The sequence below is a fragment of the Salmonella sp. 741265055_HSA genome, from assembly GCF_046569525.1.
GTDB classification, from domain to species: domain Bacteria; phylum Pseudomonadota; class Gammaproteobacteria; order Enterobacterales; family Enterobacteriaceae; genus Salmonella; species Salmonella enterica.
The window spans coordinates 1-15,141 of the sequence record NZ_JBKFSQ010000026.1; the positions used below are offsets into that span (position 1 = coordinate 1).

The following is a 15,141-nucleotide window of genomic DNA, read 5'->3' on the forward strand; positions in this document are numbered from 1 at the left end:
GATCCTGCCAATCAGTGGAAATACGTGCAGCTCAAGCGAGCGCAGGGCTTTGGCGGCGTGTGCCTCAGTCCAACGGATATTGCCTGCCACCCATTTACGGGCGATCTCTTCAAAGGTATTACCGCTTTTCTTTGCCTGCTTCTCCTGCTGCTTTTTTACCCCCGGATCGTCACCTGCGCTGAGCACGGCGCGAGCCTCTTCACGTAGCTTACGGGCATTCGCCAGCGAAACGACAGGGTAAGCACCAAATGCCAGCTTTTTCTCTTTACCGCCGAAACGGTACTTGAGTTGCCAGAGTTTAGAGCCGTTGGGTTTAATCAACAGGTACAGGCCTTGAGCATCGGTAAGCTTGTAAGGTTTATCGAGAGGTTTTGCGTTGCGGATAGCGGTATCGGAGAGAGGCATGGTGGGGCTCCATAGTTTATCGAACCGACAGACCCCTAATTAAGCCCCCAAAAACTATGGATGTCAAAAGACCCGCTGGCATTCAATGATACCATCGGGTCTCTTTAACTTACTGATTTTTATATGTCCTCGGACTTACTGAGACATCCCAGGACAAAAATATGGTGCCCGGACTCGGAATCGAACCAAGGACACGGGGATTTTCAATCCCCTGCTCTACCGACTGAGCTATCCGGGCAACGGGGCGCATTAAACCGTAATCGCCTCGTTTCGTCAACGAAATTTCTTCAAATCAACGTAGACTGCACAATCTATCACCACTTTGTTGTTATTGCACGCAGAATCAGGCAAAAAACATCGCCCATGCGGCGGAAATCGGCATCGCCAGCAACAGCGCCGGGAGCATATTCACTACCGGAAACATTTTGATTCCACATACACGCAAGCCGGTCGCCACCAGCAGCAGTCCGCCTACAGCGCTAAAGTCGCCCATCATTGCCGGCGTGGTCAGCGGAAGAATGAGAGTGGCGCAGGCGGCAAGCGTTAACTGGATAATCAACATCGGCGCGCAAATCACCGAAACGGCGATGCCAAGCGAACAGGCGAAAATAATGGCAGTGAAAAAATCCAGAAAAGATTTAGCGATCAAAATGTTTGGATCGCCGGTCATCCCTTCATGCATCGCGCCGAAAATACCGGTACCGCTGGCGCAAAAAAGTACAATGATAGCGACGTAACTTTGAATAAATGACTCGTGTGTCGGCTTCTTACCCGATGCCATAAATAATTGTTGGATTTTCGCGACTGCGCCATTAATGCCTTTTTCCAGCAAACAAAACTCGCCGATAAGCGCGCCGACCAGCGTCGCCAGCACCATCACCGGAAGATTAGCGCATTTCATCACCAGCAGAATGCCAATTCCCAGAGAGCACAGACCAAAAATAGACGTCATTGAGACGCGAATCCGTTCTGGCAGACGCTGACTTAACAGCGCGCCAATAACGCCGCCGAATAAAATTGCGCCAGCGTTAATAAAAGGTCCAATTACCACAATGACTCCTGTTATTTGTCTTTCAAATTGCCTTATTATCACGCGATTAAGCTGTTAATAGCTTGATTATCTGTGACGTATAGAGCGCTGATTTTACCTTGCGCCGCCTGGTGAAAGGTGCCATGATTGCGCGAAATTTCTCCTGCCAGCATGGGGCTCGCTGGGATGAACATAGCGCCTTTATATTGTCTTCACTGTCGCCTGGCTGCGCGAGGTTTGCCCCTTTCTTTCCTTTTTTTTGTCGTCCCCGCTATGCGGTGAAGGCAGCGCACGCTCACTGCAGGACAACAGTAAAATCAGAAACAGTCTGTTTTTACTGATGTCTGGCGGTCGGAGCTGGTATCCAGTTTGACCCGGCATCTCGTTGGGCAAGGCATCGGCCTTGTCCGGGGTTACTCTACTCCCGAAACGGGTATTTGCGCTTATGAAATCAATGAATATTGCCGCCAGCGGTGAACTCATCCCCCGTCTCTCCACCCACCGAAACGTAGTGGCGCTGGACAGTACCGACTTTACCGATGTGGCCGCAGTCGTCATTACCACTGCCGACAGCCGTAGCGGTATTCTGGCGTTGCTTGAACGCACCGGTTTTCACTTGCCGGTGTTTATGCTTACGGATGAACCCGTCAGCGCGCCTGTCGGCGTTACGGCGGTAATAGGTGGGAGCGCGCAGGAATGGCTGGAGCTGGAAAACGCTGCCTGTCGCTACGAAGCGGAACTTCTGCCGCCCTTTTATGACACCCTGACCCAGTATGTCGACATGGGGAATAGTACCTTTGCTTGCCCGGGGCACCAGCATGGCGAGTTTTTTAGAAAACATCCCGCAGGCCGCCATTTTTATGACTTTTTTGGTGAAAACCTGTTTCGTGCGGATATGTGTAACGCCGATGTGAAACTTGGCGATCTGCTCATACATGAAGGTTCTGCCAAACACGCGCAGAAATTTGCGGCAAAAGTGTTTAATGCGGATAAAACCTACTTTGTGCTGAATGGAACTTCGGCGGCGAATAAAGTGGTCACCAACGCCCTGCTGACGCGCGGCGATCTGGTGCTGTTTGATCGTAATAATCACAAATCCAACCACCACGGTGCCCTGATTCAGGCCGGGGCGACGCCGGTCTATCTTGAAGCGGCGCGTAACCCGTTTGGTTTTATCGGTGGCATTGATGCGCACTGTTTTGATGAAACGTACCTGCGCGACCAGATTCGTGACGTGATGCCGGAAAGCGCCGATGCATCGCGTCCGTTCCGCCTGGCGATCATTCAGCTGGGTACCTATGACGGCACTATTTACAACGCCCGTCAGGTGGTGGATAAAATCGGGCATCTCTGCGATTACATTCTGTTTGACTCCGCGTGGGTAGGCTATGAGCAGTTTATCAATATGATGGCGGATACCTCGCCGTTGCGGCTGGAGCTTAATGAAAACGACCCAGGGATCTTTGTGACCCAATCGGTACATAAGCAACAGGCGGGGTTCTCACAAACCTCGCAGATCCACAAAAAAGATAACCATATTCGCGACCAGGCGCGTTTTTGCCCGCACAAACGCCTGAACAACGCCTTCATGTTGCACGCCTCGACCAGTCCGTTCTACCCGCTGTTTGCGGCGCTGGATATCAATGCCAAAATCCACGAAGGGGAGAGCGGTCGCCGCCTGTGGGCGGAGTGCGTTGCGCTGGGCATTGACGCGCGTAAAGCCATTCTCGCCCGTTGCAAACTGCTTCAGCCCTTTATTCCACTGGAGGTTGACGGCAAGCCGTGGCAGGCATATCCGACGGAGACCATTGCCAGCAATCGTCGTTTCTTCAGTTTTGAACCTGGGGCGAAATGGCATGGCTTTGAGGGTTATGCGGATGACCAGTATTTTGTCGACCCCTGTAAACTGTTACTGACCACGCCAGGTATTGATGCCGATAGTGGGCAGTACACCGAATTCGGCATCCCGGCGACCATTCTCGCCCACTATCTGCGTGAGAACGGTATTGTGCCTGAGAAGTGCGATCTCAACTCGATTCTATTCTTGCTGACACCCGCCGAGAGCGAAGAGAAACTGGCGCGGCTGGTCGCGATACTGGCGCAATTTGAACGACACATTGAAGACGATACGCCGCTTGCGGATGTATTGCCGACGGTTTTTCAGAAATACCCGGTGCGCTACCGCGATTACACCCTGCGTGAGCTATGTCAGGAGATGCACAACCTGTACGTTAGCTTTGACGTTAAGGATCTGCAAAAAGCGATGTTCCGCAAAGAAAGCCTGCCGCATGTGGCGATGAACCCACAGGACGCCAACAGCGCCTTTATTCGCGGCGATGTAGAGCTGGTGCGTATCAGCGAGGCGGGCGGGCGTATTGCTGCCGAGGGGGCATTGCCATACCCGCCGGGCGTACTGTGCGTGGTGCCGGGGGAGATTTGGGGCGGCGCGGCGCAGCGTTATTTTTTGGCGCTGGAAGAGGGCATCAATCTGTTGCCCGGTTTTTCGCCGGAATTGCAGGGGGTATATAGCGAGACCGATGCCGATGGAATTCAACGCTTGTACGGATATGTTTTAAAGTAACGTTGTCTGCAGGCCGGATAAGGCATTTACGCCTTATCCGGCCTGCGAAACAGGGCAAGAATTAATGTGCAACGGGTTGCGAACCTGCCGGAACGCGAACGTGTTTGTATTTGAACAAGGCTACGAACGCAAAGGCCAGCACCAGCGAGTAGCCTGCGAAGATGAGCCACACGGTCTGCCAGTCGGTAATGCCGTTTTGAGTGTAATACTCCACCACTTTACCGCTCACAATGCCGCCCAGGATACAGCCGAAGCCATTGGTCATCATCAGGAACATCCCCTGCGCGCTGGCGCGGATTTCCGGGCGTACTTCTTTTTCGACAAACACCGAGCCAGAAATGTTGAAGAAGTCGAAGGCGCAGCCGTACACAATCATCGACAGTACCAGCAGAACGGTACCGAACGGCGTCGGGTCGCCATAAGCGAACAGGCCGAAACGCAGCATCCACGCCACAATACTGATAAGCATAACGTTCTTAATACCATAACGGCTCAGGAAGAACGGAATGGTCAGGATGAATAACGTTTCAGAAATCTGCGAAATCGACATCATCACCGAGGCGTGCTGCACGATAAAGCTACTGGCGAATAGCGGATCTTTATCAAAGCTATGCAGGAAGGTGTTGCCAAACATGTTGGTGATCTGCAGTTCCGCGCCCAGCATCATGGAGAAGATGAAGAAAATCGCCATCCGCTTATTTTTAAACAGCGCAAAAGCGTCAAGGCCCAGCATTGATGTCCAGCTCTGGTTTTTCTGTTGGTTCGCCACCGGAATGTGCGGCAGGGTAAAGGTAAACAGTACCAGCAGAACGGAAAGCGTCGCGCCGATATAAAGCTGCATATGGCTCAGCTCGAAACCGGAGAAACTCACGCCCCACATCGCCAGAATAAAGCCAATGGTGCCCCAGATACGGATAGGCGGAAAGTCAGTCACAATATCCATGCCGGCAGACTGCAGGCGGTAATACGATATGGTATTGATCAAGCCCAACGTCGGCATATAGGCCAACGAGTTAAGCAGGATCACAAAGAACATCGCCCCAGGCGTAGTGACTTCCGCGGCCATGAATAGCGTGATGGCGCCGACAACATGACACAGGGCATAGACCCATTTCGCACTCAGCCATTTGTCAGCCACAATGCCTAGCAAGGTCGGCATAAAGACGGCGGCAATCCCCAGTGAACTATAAACTGCGCCAATAGATGCGCCGTCAAATTTTAAGGTGACGAACATATACGAGCCCAGGGTAGTGAGCCAGCTTCCCCACAGACAGAACTGCAGAAAAGAGAGTATTTTAAGCTGCAGCTTAAGATTCATGTTAATTTCCTCACACCTGAGAGCGGATGAATGTTTTAAAAGGCACATTTGCCGTTGTGATTTGGTGTGATTCTATCAATGAGAGGCGGGCTTTTTTTGTTACCTGTGACAAATATTTGCAAACAATTTCTGATTGCAAAGCAAAAGGGTGACGGAGTTAACACTTTTGTCTTTCCCGCCTCTGTCATTTGCCGGCCAGAGACGGGATGCGATGGTTTATCGGCGGCGATACGATCGCTGGGCGGAATTCACCTTATACAGATAGCGGCGCGACTCCGCAGATGGATGCCGGGTGGTTAATATCTGGTACACATCCCCCGGCGACATGCGGTTAATCATATTCGCAGCCTGAATCTTATCGTTCGAGAATACGCGTAATACGCTGCCTGCGCCGCCATTGTAGGCGGTAATGACCGCATAGCGCCGCGACGTCGGATTCTCAATACCGCTCAGATAGACATTATTTAACATCGCCAGATACGCTGTGCCGGTATCGATATTGCTGGCGGGGTCGAACAGGAAGTTACGACCTGGCGTGCCGGACTTACCCTGAGAACGGAAAACATCTTTCCCAGCGCTGTGTTGCACCACCTGCATCAGGCCCAGCGCATCCGCATGGCTGACCGCATACGGGTTAAACGAGGACTCCGTTTGCATAATCGCCAGAATCAGCGACTCGTCAACGCCGTATTTACGGGAGGCCTGGCGTACCATGCCAATGTATTTATGCGCGCGTTTATCAAGGTGGTTCGGCACCAGATTAATGGTGACGCTGTAAATAATACGCAGGCCGTTACTGCGGCTTTTGAGCCGCGTTTTCAGCAAGTAATCCGCGAATGTCGTGGCGCGGCCTTCCCAGCGAATAGGCTGACCGGTATTGTCGAGGACCTGACCATACAGGAAGGGTTCTTTAGAAATTTTTATGTCATCGACATCGGAGTAAAGATCGACGGAGGTTGGGTCGTCACCCATGAGCAACGTTTTAATAATGGCCCGGCGCAGATGTGCGGTAGGTTCCGTCCCTGCGATGGTTTCAACGGTAATGGTCCCATCATCAAAGTTGATGTGGCTGCGGGTCTGGAACTGATCGGTATATTTGACGTAGTCTTTCGGCCCGGCGATCAGGACTTCCTTATATCCCCACAGATTTTCAATATTGTTGGCAAATTGCCCCATCAAAATATCAAAGCCGTTGGTATCCTTGACCCAGGCTTCATTATACGTCTCGCCTTTTTTGGTCGAACTGGAGCAGGAGATGAGCAACGGCGCAATAACAGCAAGCGCGAGTAATTTTTTCATCATTCCGGGAGTGCATGTTGTGTTGTCGTTATGCCATGTTGCCGGGCAGCGGCGCTAAGGGCTTATCCGGCATAATTCACAGGCCGAATAAGCGCAGCGTCATTCAGCAACGGGCCTATTTTTTATCTTCCGGCGTATAACCTTCGATATGAACGTCTTTGCCTTCGAACAGGAAGCTCACCATCTCCTGTTCCAGCAGCTTACGGTGCTCGGCGTTCATCATGTTGAGCTTTTTCTCGTTAATCAACATGGTCTGCTTATGCTGCCACTGCGCCCACGCGTCCTTAGAGATCTCGTTATAGATACGTTTTCCCAGTTCGCCAGGGTAGAGCTGAAAATCTTGCCCTTCAGCGTCGCGTTGCAGGTAAGTACAAAAAATCGTTCTGCTCATAAGTCATCCTCTTCATCGACCGGGGCGTTAAACTGGCGCTCCGGTACGTAACTGCTGTAACAAGCGCTCCACGGGGGCCGCCAGTCCGACTGACGGCGGTTGCGCTAAGTTATACCAGAGCGCGCTGCCTTCATCCATGCAGGCGTCCAGTGACGACACGGGAAGCCACATAGGCACAATATCCAGGTGGAAATGGCTAAATGTATGGCGAAACGCATTAAGCTGGGTCAAATTATCAGCGTTAACATGCCGTTGCGCCAGCCATTCACGTAATTCATCTTCGCTGGCGAACTGCGGAAAGCAGTAGAGTCCGCCCCATAAACCGCTGGGAGGGCGCTGCGCCAGGAAAATCTCCTGATTATGCTGTAACAATAAAAAGTAACCCGTCCGCTCCGGCAACGTCTGTTTCGGTTTCTTGCCCGGATAGCGTGACCAGCTTTCATGCGCAGCGGCGATACAACCGTTTTGTAGCGGACACAGAGTGCACTTGGGCTTTGAACGCGTACAAACCATCGCGCCCAGATCCATCATCGCCTGATTAAAACGCTCCACGCCGCGTGCGGGCGTCACTTGCTCGCTCAACGTCCACAGCGTATTCTCCACCTCTTTTTTTCCAGGCCAGCCGCTAACAGCATAACAGCGAGCCAGCACACGTTTAACGTTTCCATCAAGAATCGGATAATGTTTACCTAACGCGAGGGAGAGAATTGCGCCGGCGGTTGAACGTCCGACGCCGGGTAGCGCGGCGATTTCGGCAAAAGTTTGCGGGAATTCTCCTCCGTGAAGCGTCGCTACCTGTTGCGCCGCTTTATGCAAATTACGCGCGCGGGCGTAATAGCCGAGCCCGGTCCATAAATGGAGCACTTCATCCAGCGGCGCATTCGCTAAATCCGTTACCGTCGGAAAGCGCGCCATAAATCGCTCAAAGTAAGGAATCACCGTCGTCACCTGCGTTTGTTGCAACATGACTTCCGAGAGCCATACTTTGTAAGGCGTCTTGTTAATTTGCCAGGGCAGCGTTTTCCGCCCGTATTTGTCGTACCAGTCCAGAACCTGGGCTGAAAATTGAGACGCTTGCATGGAAACTCATTCATTATTGCCGGGGGCAAGATTGCAGCACAGAGGCCGCAGGGTGTAAACCGGAACTTTCCGCAGTGCGCTTCATGCTTGCATCCGGCAACTAACTTTGGATAATGCCCGTTTTCAGAACTCAAACACAGCAGACTACACTTTTATGAAAAACGACGTCATTTCACCGGAATTTGATGAAAACGGTCGCCCGCTGCGCCGTATTCGTAGTTTTGTTCGTCGCCAGGGGCGACTGACAAAGGGGCAAGAGCACGCGCTGGAAAACTACTGGCCGGTGATGGGCGTCGAGTTCAGCGAAGCGCCGGTAGATTTCGCCACGTTGTTTGGTCGCGAAGCGCCGGTGACGCTGGAGATTGGTTTTGGCATGGGGGCGTCTCTCGTGGCGATGGCGAAAGCGCGCCCGGAGCAGAATTTCCTCGGCATTGAAGTGCATTCACCCGGTGTCGGCGCGTGTCTGGCGTCCGCTCATGAAGAGGGCGTTAAAAACCTGCGCGTCATGTGCCACGACGCGGTAGAAGTGTTGCATAAAATGATTCCTGACAATTCTTTATCGATGGTTCAGCTCTTTTTCCCTGACCCGTGGCATAAAGCGCGTCATAATAAACGCCGTATCGTTCAGGTGCCGTTTGCTGAACTGGTATTGAGCAAGCTGAAATTGGGCGGCGTTTTCCATATGGCGACCGACTGGGAAGCGTATGCGGAACACATGCTTGAAGTCATGTCTTCTATCGACGGGTACAAAAATCTGTCAGAGAGCAATGATTATGTACCGCGCCCGGAATCGCGCCCGGTAACGAAATTTGAACAACGTGGCCATCGTCTTGGTCATGGCGTATGGGACTTAATGTTCGAGAGGGTGAAATAATGGCAAAGAACCGTAGTCGTCGTCTGCGTAAAAAAATGCACATTGACGAATTCCAGGAATTAGGATTTTCGGTGGCATGGCGTTTTCCGGAAGGTACATCTGAAGAGCAGGTCGATAAGACTGTCGATGACTTTATTAATGACGTTATTGAGCCCAATAAACTGGCGTTTGACGGCAGCGGCTACCTGGCCTGGGAAGGGCTGATTTGTATGCAGGAAATCGGTAAATGTACCGAAGAACATCAGGCGATTGTGCGTAAGTGGCTGGAAGCGCGCAACCTTGAAGAAGTCCGAACCAGCGAACTTTTCGACGTTTGGTGGGACTAATGAGTACAGGGTCGGCAAATGCCGGCCCGCTTTGTCTTGAGGGAAAGTTATGATGCGCAAAACGCTGCTGGCGGCAGTGCTAACGTTGACGGCGATGGCCGCTCATGCAGATTACAAATGCAGCGTCACGCCGCGTGACGATGTGATCCTGAGTCCACAAACGGTGCAGGTGAAAGGTGAAAACGGCAACCTGATGATCACGCCGGACGGCAATGTGATGTACAACGGTAAGCAGTACACCCTTAGCGCCGCGCAGCGCGAGCAGGCGAAAGATTACCAGGCGGAACTGCGAAGCGCGCTGCCGTGGATTGATGAGGGCGCCCGATCGCGCGTCGAAAAAGGCCGCGTGGCGCTGGATAAAATCATCGCTAAAGAGGTAGGCGAAAGCAGCAACATGCGTAGCCGTCTGACGAAGCTTGATGCGCAATTAAAAGCGCAAATGAACCGTATTATCGAACATCGTACGGACGGCCTGACGTTCCACTATAAGGCTATCGACCAGGTGCGTGCCGACGGTCAGCAGTTGGTGAATCAGGCGATGGGCGGTATTTTGCAGGACAGCATTAACGAAATGGGCGCCAAAGCGGTGCTTAAAGGCGGCGGCAATCCTTTACAGGGTGTGATGGGCAGCCTCGGCGGTTTGCAAACCGCTATCCAGAACGAATGGAAAAACCAGGAGAAAGATTTCCAGCAGTTTGGCAAAGATGTCTGTAGCCGCGTAGTGACCTTAGAAGATAGCCGCAAAGCGCTGGTTGGCAGCCTGAAGTAATCTTTCCTTTTTAAACAATGGCGTAGATCGTATCTGCGCCTTTTTATTCTGTTTTTTCCTGTATTTTGTTATCCATCTCTAAAAAAATACTCTCTGTCGGATGTATATCTCTGGTTAATTGTATGGCGTCACATTATTCGTCTGCAATATAGGGATAATGCGACCAGTTGACATAACTGGAGATATAACATGGAGTTTTTCAGGAAAACGGCATTAGCTGCTCTGGTAATGGGTTTCAGCGGCGCAGCGTTCGCTTTACCGAATATCACCATCTTAGCGACCGGCGGAACGATCGCTGGTGGCGGTGATTCAGCAACAAAATCAAATTATACGGCAGGTAAAGTCGGCGTCGAAAATCTGGTGGATGCCGTTCCTCAATTGAAGGACATTGCGGTAGTGAAAGGCGAGCAGGTCGTTAACATTGGCTCGCAGGATATGAACGATGAAGTCTGGCTCACGCTGGCGAAAAAAATCAATACCGAGTGCGACAGCACCGACGGTTTCGTGATCACCCACGGTACTGATACGATGGAAGAGACCGCTTATTTCCTCGATCTGACTGTGAAATGCAATAAACCGGTGGTACTGGTCGGCGCGATGCGTCCTTCCACGTCAATGAGCGCAGATGGCCCGTTCAACCTCTATAATGCGGTAGTAACAGCGGCTGATAAACAGTCTGCCAATCGCGGCGTGCTGGTGGTAATGAATGATACCGTCATGGACGGACGCGACGTCACTAAGACCAATACGACTGACGTGGCGACGTTTAAAGCGGTTAACTACGGCCCGCTGGGTTATATCCACAACGGTAAAATTGACTACCAGCGTACGCCAGAGCGTAAACATACCACCTCCACCCCGTTCGACGTGTCGAAGCTGACCGCATTGCCGAAAGTCGGTATCGTTTATAACTATGCGAATGCGTCCGATCTGCCGGCAAAAGCGCTGGTAGACGCGGGTTATGACGGGATCGTGAGCGCAGGCGTGGGTAACGGCAACCTGTATAAAACGGTCTTTGATACCCTGGCGACCGCCGCGCACAACGGTACGGTAGTGGTGCGTTCTTCACGTGTGCCGACTGGCGCAACCACGCAGGATGCGGAAGTTGACGATGCAAAATACGGCTTTGTCGCCTCCGGCACGCTGAACCCGCAAAAAGCGCGTGTCTTACTGCAACTGGCGTTAACCCAGACTAAAGATCCAAAACAGATCCAGACGATGTTTAATCAGTATTAAAGATAATGCCCCGGTCGGAAGGCCGGGGCTATCTTTGGAAGACCTCTCGCACAACCAACACTATTACCTTGCTAATTATCATCCTGGTTATGATAATCGTGGGCGTCATGTTTCTGGACGGGAGGTCCACAAGTGGTTCGACAATGGATTGCTGGCGCAGCGCTGTTTGTCCTGATTTCAGGCTATAGTTGGGCAGAGGTTGCTCAACCCTCCGATAACATCTTAAAAGAACAGTTTAGTAAGCAGTACCACGGCATACTTAAACTGGATTCCATTACCTTAAAAAATCTTGATTCGACGGGCAATCAGGCCACCTGGTCTGCCGAAGGGGATATTTCTTCCCGTGAAGATATGTATACCGGCGTTGGTATGGCGGCGGATTATTATTTTGTTGAAAAAACCTGGACCAAAGATCGTCCCGTTAAATTTTCTGCCATGTTAACCAGCAAAGGGACGCCAGCCTCTGGCTGGACGGTGAGCTATTACTCATTACAAATGGCAGCCAGCGATCAGGGCCGGGCTATTGACGACATTAAAACGAATGATAAATACCTGATCGTCAACAGTGATGACTTTAACTATCGGTTTGGCAACATTGAAGCCTCCTGGCGTGCGCAGAAAGCGTCGATCCCCGGTCTTGAAGAACAACTCTCTGCCCTGGATAAGAAAATAGCGGCAGCTAAAAAAGAAGCGGACGCGTATTGGGGAAAAGGCGCTGATGGGAAACCGTTGACCCGCGCCGAGGCGTTTAAAAAGACGTTAAAAGAGCGCGATGATTATGTAAAAGCCAACGATAGCAGCGTATATGCCGAGAAATACGAAAAAGAGGTCTATCAACCGGCATTAGACGCGTGCCGTAAGCAGAGTGAGCCGTGCAATGAAGCGGCTATTCAGCAGAAAAGAGATTTAGACATACACGAGCAACGGCGGCAGGTATTTTTGAAATCAGAAGAGCTGCGTCGAAAAGCGCAGAATGACTGGATAACGTTAGAGAAAGGACAATATCCGCTGAATATAGCGGTACAGAAACTTCAGATGCAACAGAGTGATATCCGCATGAAAATCATGGATATTAATGACGGTTACGAGCGCTGGAAAAAAGATACGGACGATTTACGTCGTAAAGGGGTTATTAAATAATGTGCTTGCCGGCGGCGCATTAACCGCCACAGGTTGGTAAGCGTCGCGCCATCAGGTATTTTACCCGCTGGCGCGACAGGCTTATTCCTTGTTATTCCGCGAGAAACAACTCAAGAAGAGAGTTTAAAAATAGTTTACCGTGCCGGGTAATCTGCCAGTATTGCTCGCATTCGGTCAGGTAGCCCTGGGCAATAGCCTCGTCGATTGGCTGACGAATAACCGCTTCCGTAAGCCCGGTGTAGTCGACAAATTCGGCGCGAGGCGCGCGCTCCAGCAACCGAAAACGATTCATAAAGAACTCAAAGGGTTTATCGTCATCACTCACGTCACGCTGGCTTTCCAGGTAACGTCCCTGCATATAACCGCGTGGGTGACGGGTTTTGGTGGTGCGCAGGATCCTGCCGCCCGGGAAGGTGACTTTACCGTGGGCGCCGCAGCCAATACCCAGATAGTCGCCAAAGCGCCAGTAGTTCAGATTATGCTGGCACTGATAACCGGGTTTGGCATAGGCCGACGTTTCGTATTGCTGATAGCCCGCGGCGGTTAATAACTGGTGGCCCTGCTCAAAGATATCCCACAGAGCGTCATCGTCCGGTAAAACCGGCGGACGCGAACCGAACAGAGTGTTGGGTTCAATCGTCAATTGATACCATGAGAGATGCGGCGGATTAAGCGCAATCGCCTGTCGCAAATCGTTCAGCGCCTCTTCCAGCGTTTGGTCCGGCAATCCATGCATCAAGTCGAGGTTAAAGCTGCGTAGCCCAAGCCCATTTGCCAGTCTTGCTGCCCGCATCGCCTCTTGTGGACCGTGAATACGGCCAAGACGTTTCAGCTTAGGCTCACTAAAGCTTTGCACGCCAATGGAGATCCGGTTTACGCCAGCGCGCTGATAGTCGATGAAGCGGTCGGCTTCGACCGTGCCGGGGTTCGCTTCCATGGTAATTTCCGCATCCGCCGCCAGATTCAGGCGCGTACGCACGCCGTCCAGCAGCGTTTGCATCGCCGGTCCGGAAAGCAGGCTTGGCGTACCGCCGCCAATAAAAATGGTCTTTACTTCACGCCCTTGCGCCCAGGCGACGTCGGCATCCAGATCGCTTAACAGATGCTGGACGTAGTCGTCATGCGGTACCTCGCCCTTCAACGCATGGGAATTGAAGTCGCAATATGGACATTTTTGTACACACCAGGGAATATGAATATAAAGACTGAGCGGCGGTAGTTTAGCCATTGCGTAACGCATCCAGCAGCAGCTTGAGCGCTTGTCCACGGTGGGAAATCGCGCTTTTTTCTTCACGGGTCAGTTCTGCGGCGGTTTTGCCTTCAGACGGTACGAAGAAAATGGGATCATAGCCAAATCCGCCATTTCCGGCCGCCTGCCGAGTAATGACGCCTGGCCAGCTACCGTGACAGACTATCGGTGTGGGATCTTCGGCATGACGCAAATAAACCAGCACACAATGGAATCGCGCCTGGCGTTTGTCGTCCGGAACATCTCGTAGAGTATGCAGCAGTTTTTCCAGATTTTGCTGATCTGTCGCGTTTTCGCCAGAATAGCGCGCGGAATAGATACCCGGCGCGCCGCCTAAAACGTCAACGGCCAGACCGGAGTCATCGGCAATGGCGGGCAGACCGGTCATTTTAGCGGCATGGCGGGCTTTGAGAATCGCGTTTTCAATAAACGTCAGGCCGGTTTCTTCCGCGGAATCGACGCCCAGTTCCGTTTGCGCTACCACATCAAGCCCAAAATCGCTTAACAGCGACGCGAGCTCGCGCACTTTACCGGCGTTGCCGGTTGCGAGAACAATTTTTTGCATGGAATACCTACTCAGTTAACGCCGCAATTTCCGGCGGGATCTGTTGCGGGTGAATAATTTTTACCTGTTTGTGACGGCCCAGCTCGCCTTTTTCGATGACGATCTGACTTTTCGCCACGCGAAACTGCTTACCGAGAAACTTGATCAGATGGCTGTTTGCCTGACCGTCAACCGGCGGGGCGGTAATGGCGACTTTCACCTCGTCGCCATGTAAGCCCACAATACTGTCGCGGCTGGCTTTCGGCTGAATATAAAGCCGTAACACCAGACCGTCTTCGCAGCGAGTCACAGCACTCATAGCGCCATCCACAGCCCCGGCAGCAACATGTTGCCTGTCGCTTGTAAGACTTCAGCGATCCCCATATTAACGACATACAGCAGCAGCACCAGAACCATTGGCGAGAAGTCGATGCCGCCCATCGCAGGCAGTATACGGCGAATCGGGCTGAGCAGCGGCTCGGCAAGCTGAATCAATACATATTCAATCGGGCTACGACCCTGGCTCACCCAGCTCATGATAGCCATGACCAGCAGCACCCAGAAGATCAGCAGGCCGATTGTTTTAAGTAAGATAAGCACCGCGGCAATCCAGATAATCGCCTGAAACGTAATTACCTTAAACAGCACTATCGCCTTAATAACGCTAAGAATAAACGCCACCAGCAGGGAAGCGCTGTCGATCGGCCCCATTGGCGGGATAATACGACGCAGCGGTCCGATGATGGGCTGCGTAATTTTCACCACGAACTGGGAGAAAGGGTTGTAAAAGTCACAGCGGGCCCACTGCATCCACACGCGCAATAATAGCACCATGGTATACAGCTCAATTACCGTTGAGAGCAGGAAGGTCAACGTATTCATGGCGTTCCTCAGTTTTC

16 protein-coding genes and 1 tRNA gene are annotated in these 15,141 nt (G+C 52.0%); 6 read left to right on the forward strand and 11 right to left on the reverse strand.

Annotated elements, in window-relative coordinates:
- From ACLD4K_RS14840 to ACLD4K_RS14850, 3 genes are all read right to left on the reverse strand, one after another.
- Nucleotides 1–405 (reverse strand): Arm DNA-binding domain-containing protein (locus ACLD4K_RS14840; protein WP_411012071.1); only part of this gene is annotated, 405 nt, incomplete at its 3' end.
- Nucleotides 406–567: 162 nt separating this feature from the next.
- Nucleotides 568–643: transfer RNA gene (locus tag ACLD4K_RS14845), tRNA-Phe, on the reverse strand.
- A gap of 105 nt (nucleotides 644–748) precedes the next feature.
- Nucleotides 749–1,456, reverse strand: a complete 708-nt coding sequence (locus tag ACLD4K_RS14850) for a DUF554 domain-containing protein (RefSeq protein WP_411012072.1) — start codon at nucleotides 1,454–1,456, stop codon at nucleotides 749–751.
- Nucleotides 1,457–1,880: 424 nt separating this feature from the next.
- Here ACLD4K_RS14850 and ACLD4K_RS14855 point away from each other — a divergent pair, with 424 nt between their 5' ends.
- Complete coding sequence (locus ACLD4K_RS14855; protein ID WP_411012073.1) at nucleotides 1,881–4,016, forward strand: ornithine decarboxylase; 2,136 nt, start codon at nucleotides 1,881–1,883, stop codon at nucleotides 4,014–4,016.
- Between the two features lie 61 nt (nucleotides 4,017–4,077).
- On the opposite strand, the gene ACLD4K_RS14860 is transcribed toward ACLD4K_RS14855, so the two are convergent.
- From ACLD4K_RS14860 to mutY, 4 genes are all read right to left on the reverse strand, one after another.
- Complete coding sequence (locus tag ACLD4K_RS14860; RefSeq protein WP_001049803.1) at nucleotides 4,078–5,334, reverse strand: nucleoside permease; 1,257 nt, start codon at nucleotides 5,332–5,334, stop codon at nucleotides 4,078–4,080.
- Between the two features lie 216 nt (nucleotides 5,335–5,550).
- Nucleotides 5,551–6,636: a membrane-bound lytic murein transglycosylase MltC gene (gene mltC / locus ACLD4K_RS14865; RefSeq protein ID WP_183059942.1), complete on the reverse strand. Its 1,086-nt coding sequence runs from the start codon at nucleotides 6,634–6,636 to the stop codon at nucleotides 5,551–5,553.
- A 112-nt stretch (nucleotides 6,637–6,748) separates the two neighbouring features.
- Nucleotides 6,749–7,024: an oxidative damage protection protein gene (locus tag ACLD4K_RS14870; RefSeq protein WP_000091706.1), complete on the reverse strand. Its 276-nt coding sequence runs from the start codon at nucleotides 7,022–7,024 to the stop codon at nucleotides 6,749–6,751.
- Nucleotides 7,025–7,051: 27 nt separating this feature from the next.
- A complete protein-coding gene (gene mutY, locus ACLD4K_RS14875) occupies nucleotides 7,052–8,104 on the reverse strand; it encodes an A/G-specific adenine glycosylase (RefSeq protein WP_001148959.1) in 1,053 nt (350 codons plus the stop codon).
- Nucleotides 8,105–8,258: 154 nt separating this feature from the next.
- Here mutY and trmB point away from each other — a divergent pair, with 154 nt between their 5' ends.
- The 5 genes from trmB to ACLD4K_RS14900 all read left to right on the forward strand — a co-directional run bounded on the left by trmB (nucleotide 8,259) and on the right by ACLD4K_RS14900 (nucleotide 12,449).
- Nucleotides 8,259–8,978, forward strand: coding sequence for a tRNA (guanosine(46)-N7)-methyltransferase TrmB (trmB, locus tag ACLD4K_RS14880; RefSeq protein ID WP_183059941.1), 720 nt, complete (start codon nucleotides 8,259–8,261; stop codon nucleotides 8,976–8,978).
- Nucleotides 8,978–9,304, forward strand: coding sequence for a YggL family protein (locus ACLD4K_RS14885; protein WP_001107574.1), 327 nt, complete (start codon nucleotides 8,978–8,980; stop codon nucleotides 9,302–9,304). Before trmB ends, ACLD4K_RS14885 begins: the two co-directional genes overlap by 1 nt.
- 49 nt (nucleotides 9,305–9,353) lie before the next feature.
- Nucleotides 9,354–10,073 carry a DUF2884 domain-containing protein gene (locus tag ACLD4K_RS14890; protein ID WP_411012074.1) on the forward strand — a complete coding sequence of 240 codons (720 nt, stop codon included), beginning with the start codon at nucleotides 9,354–9,356 and terminating at the stop codon, nucleotides 10,071–10,073.
- A 189-nt stretch (nucleotides 10,074–10,262) separates the two neighbouring features.
- On the forward strand, nucleotides 10,263–11,309 hold the full coding sequence (gene ansB, locus ACLD4K_RS14895) for an L-asparaginase 2 (protein WP_000394189.1): 1,047 nt from the start codon (nucleotides 10,263–10,265) through the stop codon (nucleotides 11,307–11,309).
- Between the two features lie 132 nt (nucleotides 11,310–11,441).
- Entirely contained in the window at nucleotides 11,442–12,449 is a 1,008-nt protein-coding gene (locus ACLD4K_RS14900; protein WP_411012075.1) for a DUF1202 family protein, read from the forward strand.
- A 91-nt stretch (nucleotides 12,450–12,540) separates the two neighbouring features.
- On the opposite strand, the gene hemW is transcribed toward ACLD4K_RS14900, so the two are convergent.
- The 4 genes from hemW to ACLD4K_RS14920 are packed head-to-tail and all read right to left on the reverse strand — an operon-like array spanning nucleotide 12,541 to nucleotide 15,124.
- Nucleotides 12,541–13,677 carry a radical SAM family heme chaperone HemW gene (gene hemW, locus ACLD4K_RS14905; protein ID WP_064043143.1) on the reverse strand — a complete coding sequence of 379 codons (1,137 nt, stop codon included), beginning with the start codon at nucleotides 13,675–13,677 and terminating at the stop codon, nucleotides 12,541–12,543.
- Nucleotides 13,670–14,263, reverse strand: coding sequence for an XTP/dITP diphosphatase (locus ACLD4K_RS14910; RefSeq protein ID WP_411012076.1), 594 nt, complete (start codon nucleotides 14,261–14,263; stop codon nucleotides 13,670–13,672). The genes hemW and ACLD4K_RS14910 overlap by 8 nt, the downstream gene beginning before the upstream one ends.
- Nucleotides 14,264–14,270: 7 nt before the next feature.
- Nucleotides 14,271–14,561: a DUF167 family protein YggU gene (yggU, locus tag ACLD4K_RS14915; RefSeq protein WP_001277203.1), complete on the reverse strand. Its 291-nt coding sequence runs from the start codon at nucleotides 14,559–14,561 to the stop codon at nucleotides 14,271–14,273.
- The gene (locus tag ACLD4K_RS14920; RefSeq protein ID WP_001094848.1) at nucleotides 14,558–15,124 is read right to left on the reverse strand and encodes a YggT family protein; all 567 of its coding nucleotides are present in this window, start codon (nucleotides 15,122–15,124) and stop codon (nucleotides 14,558–14,560) included. The genes yggU and ACLD4K_RS14920 overlap by 4 nt, the downstream gene beginning before the upstream one ends.
- Between the last annotated feature and the right edge of the window lie 17 nt (nucleotides 15,125–15,141).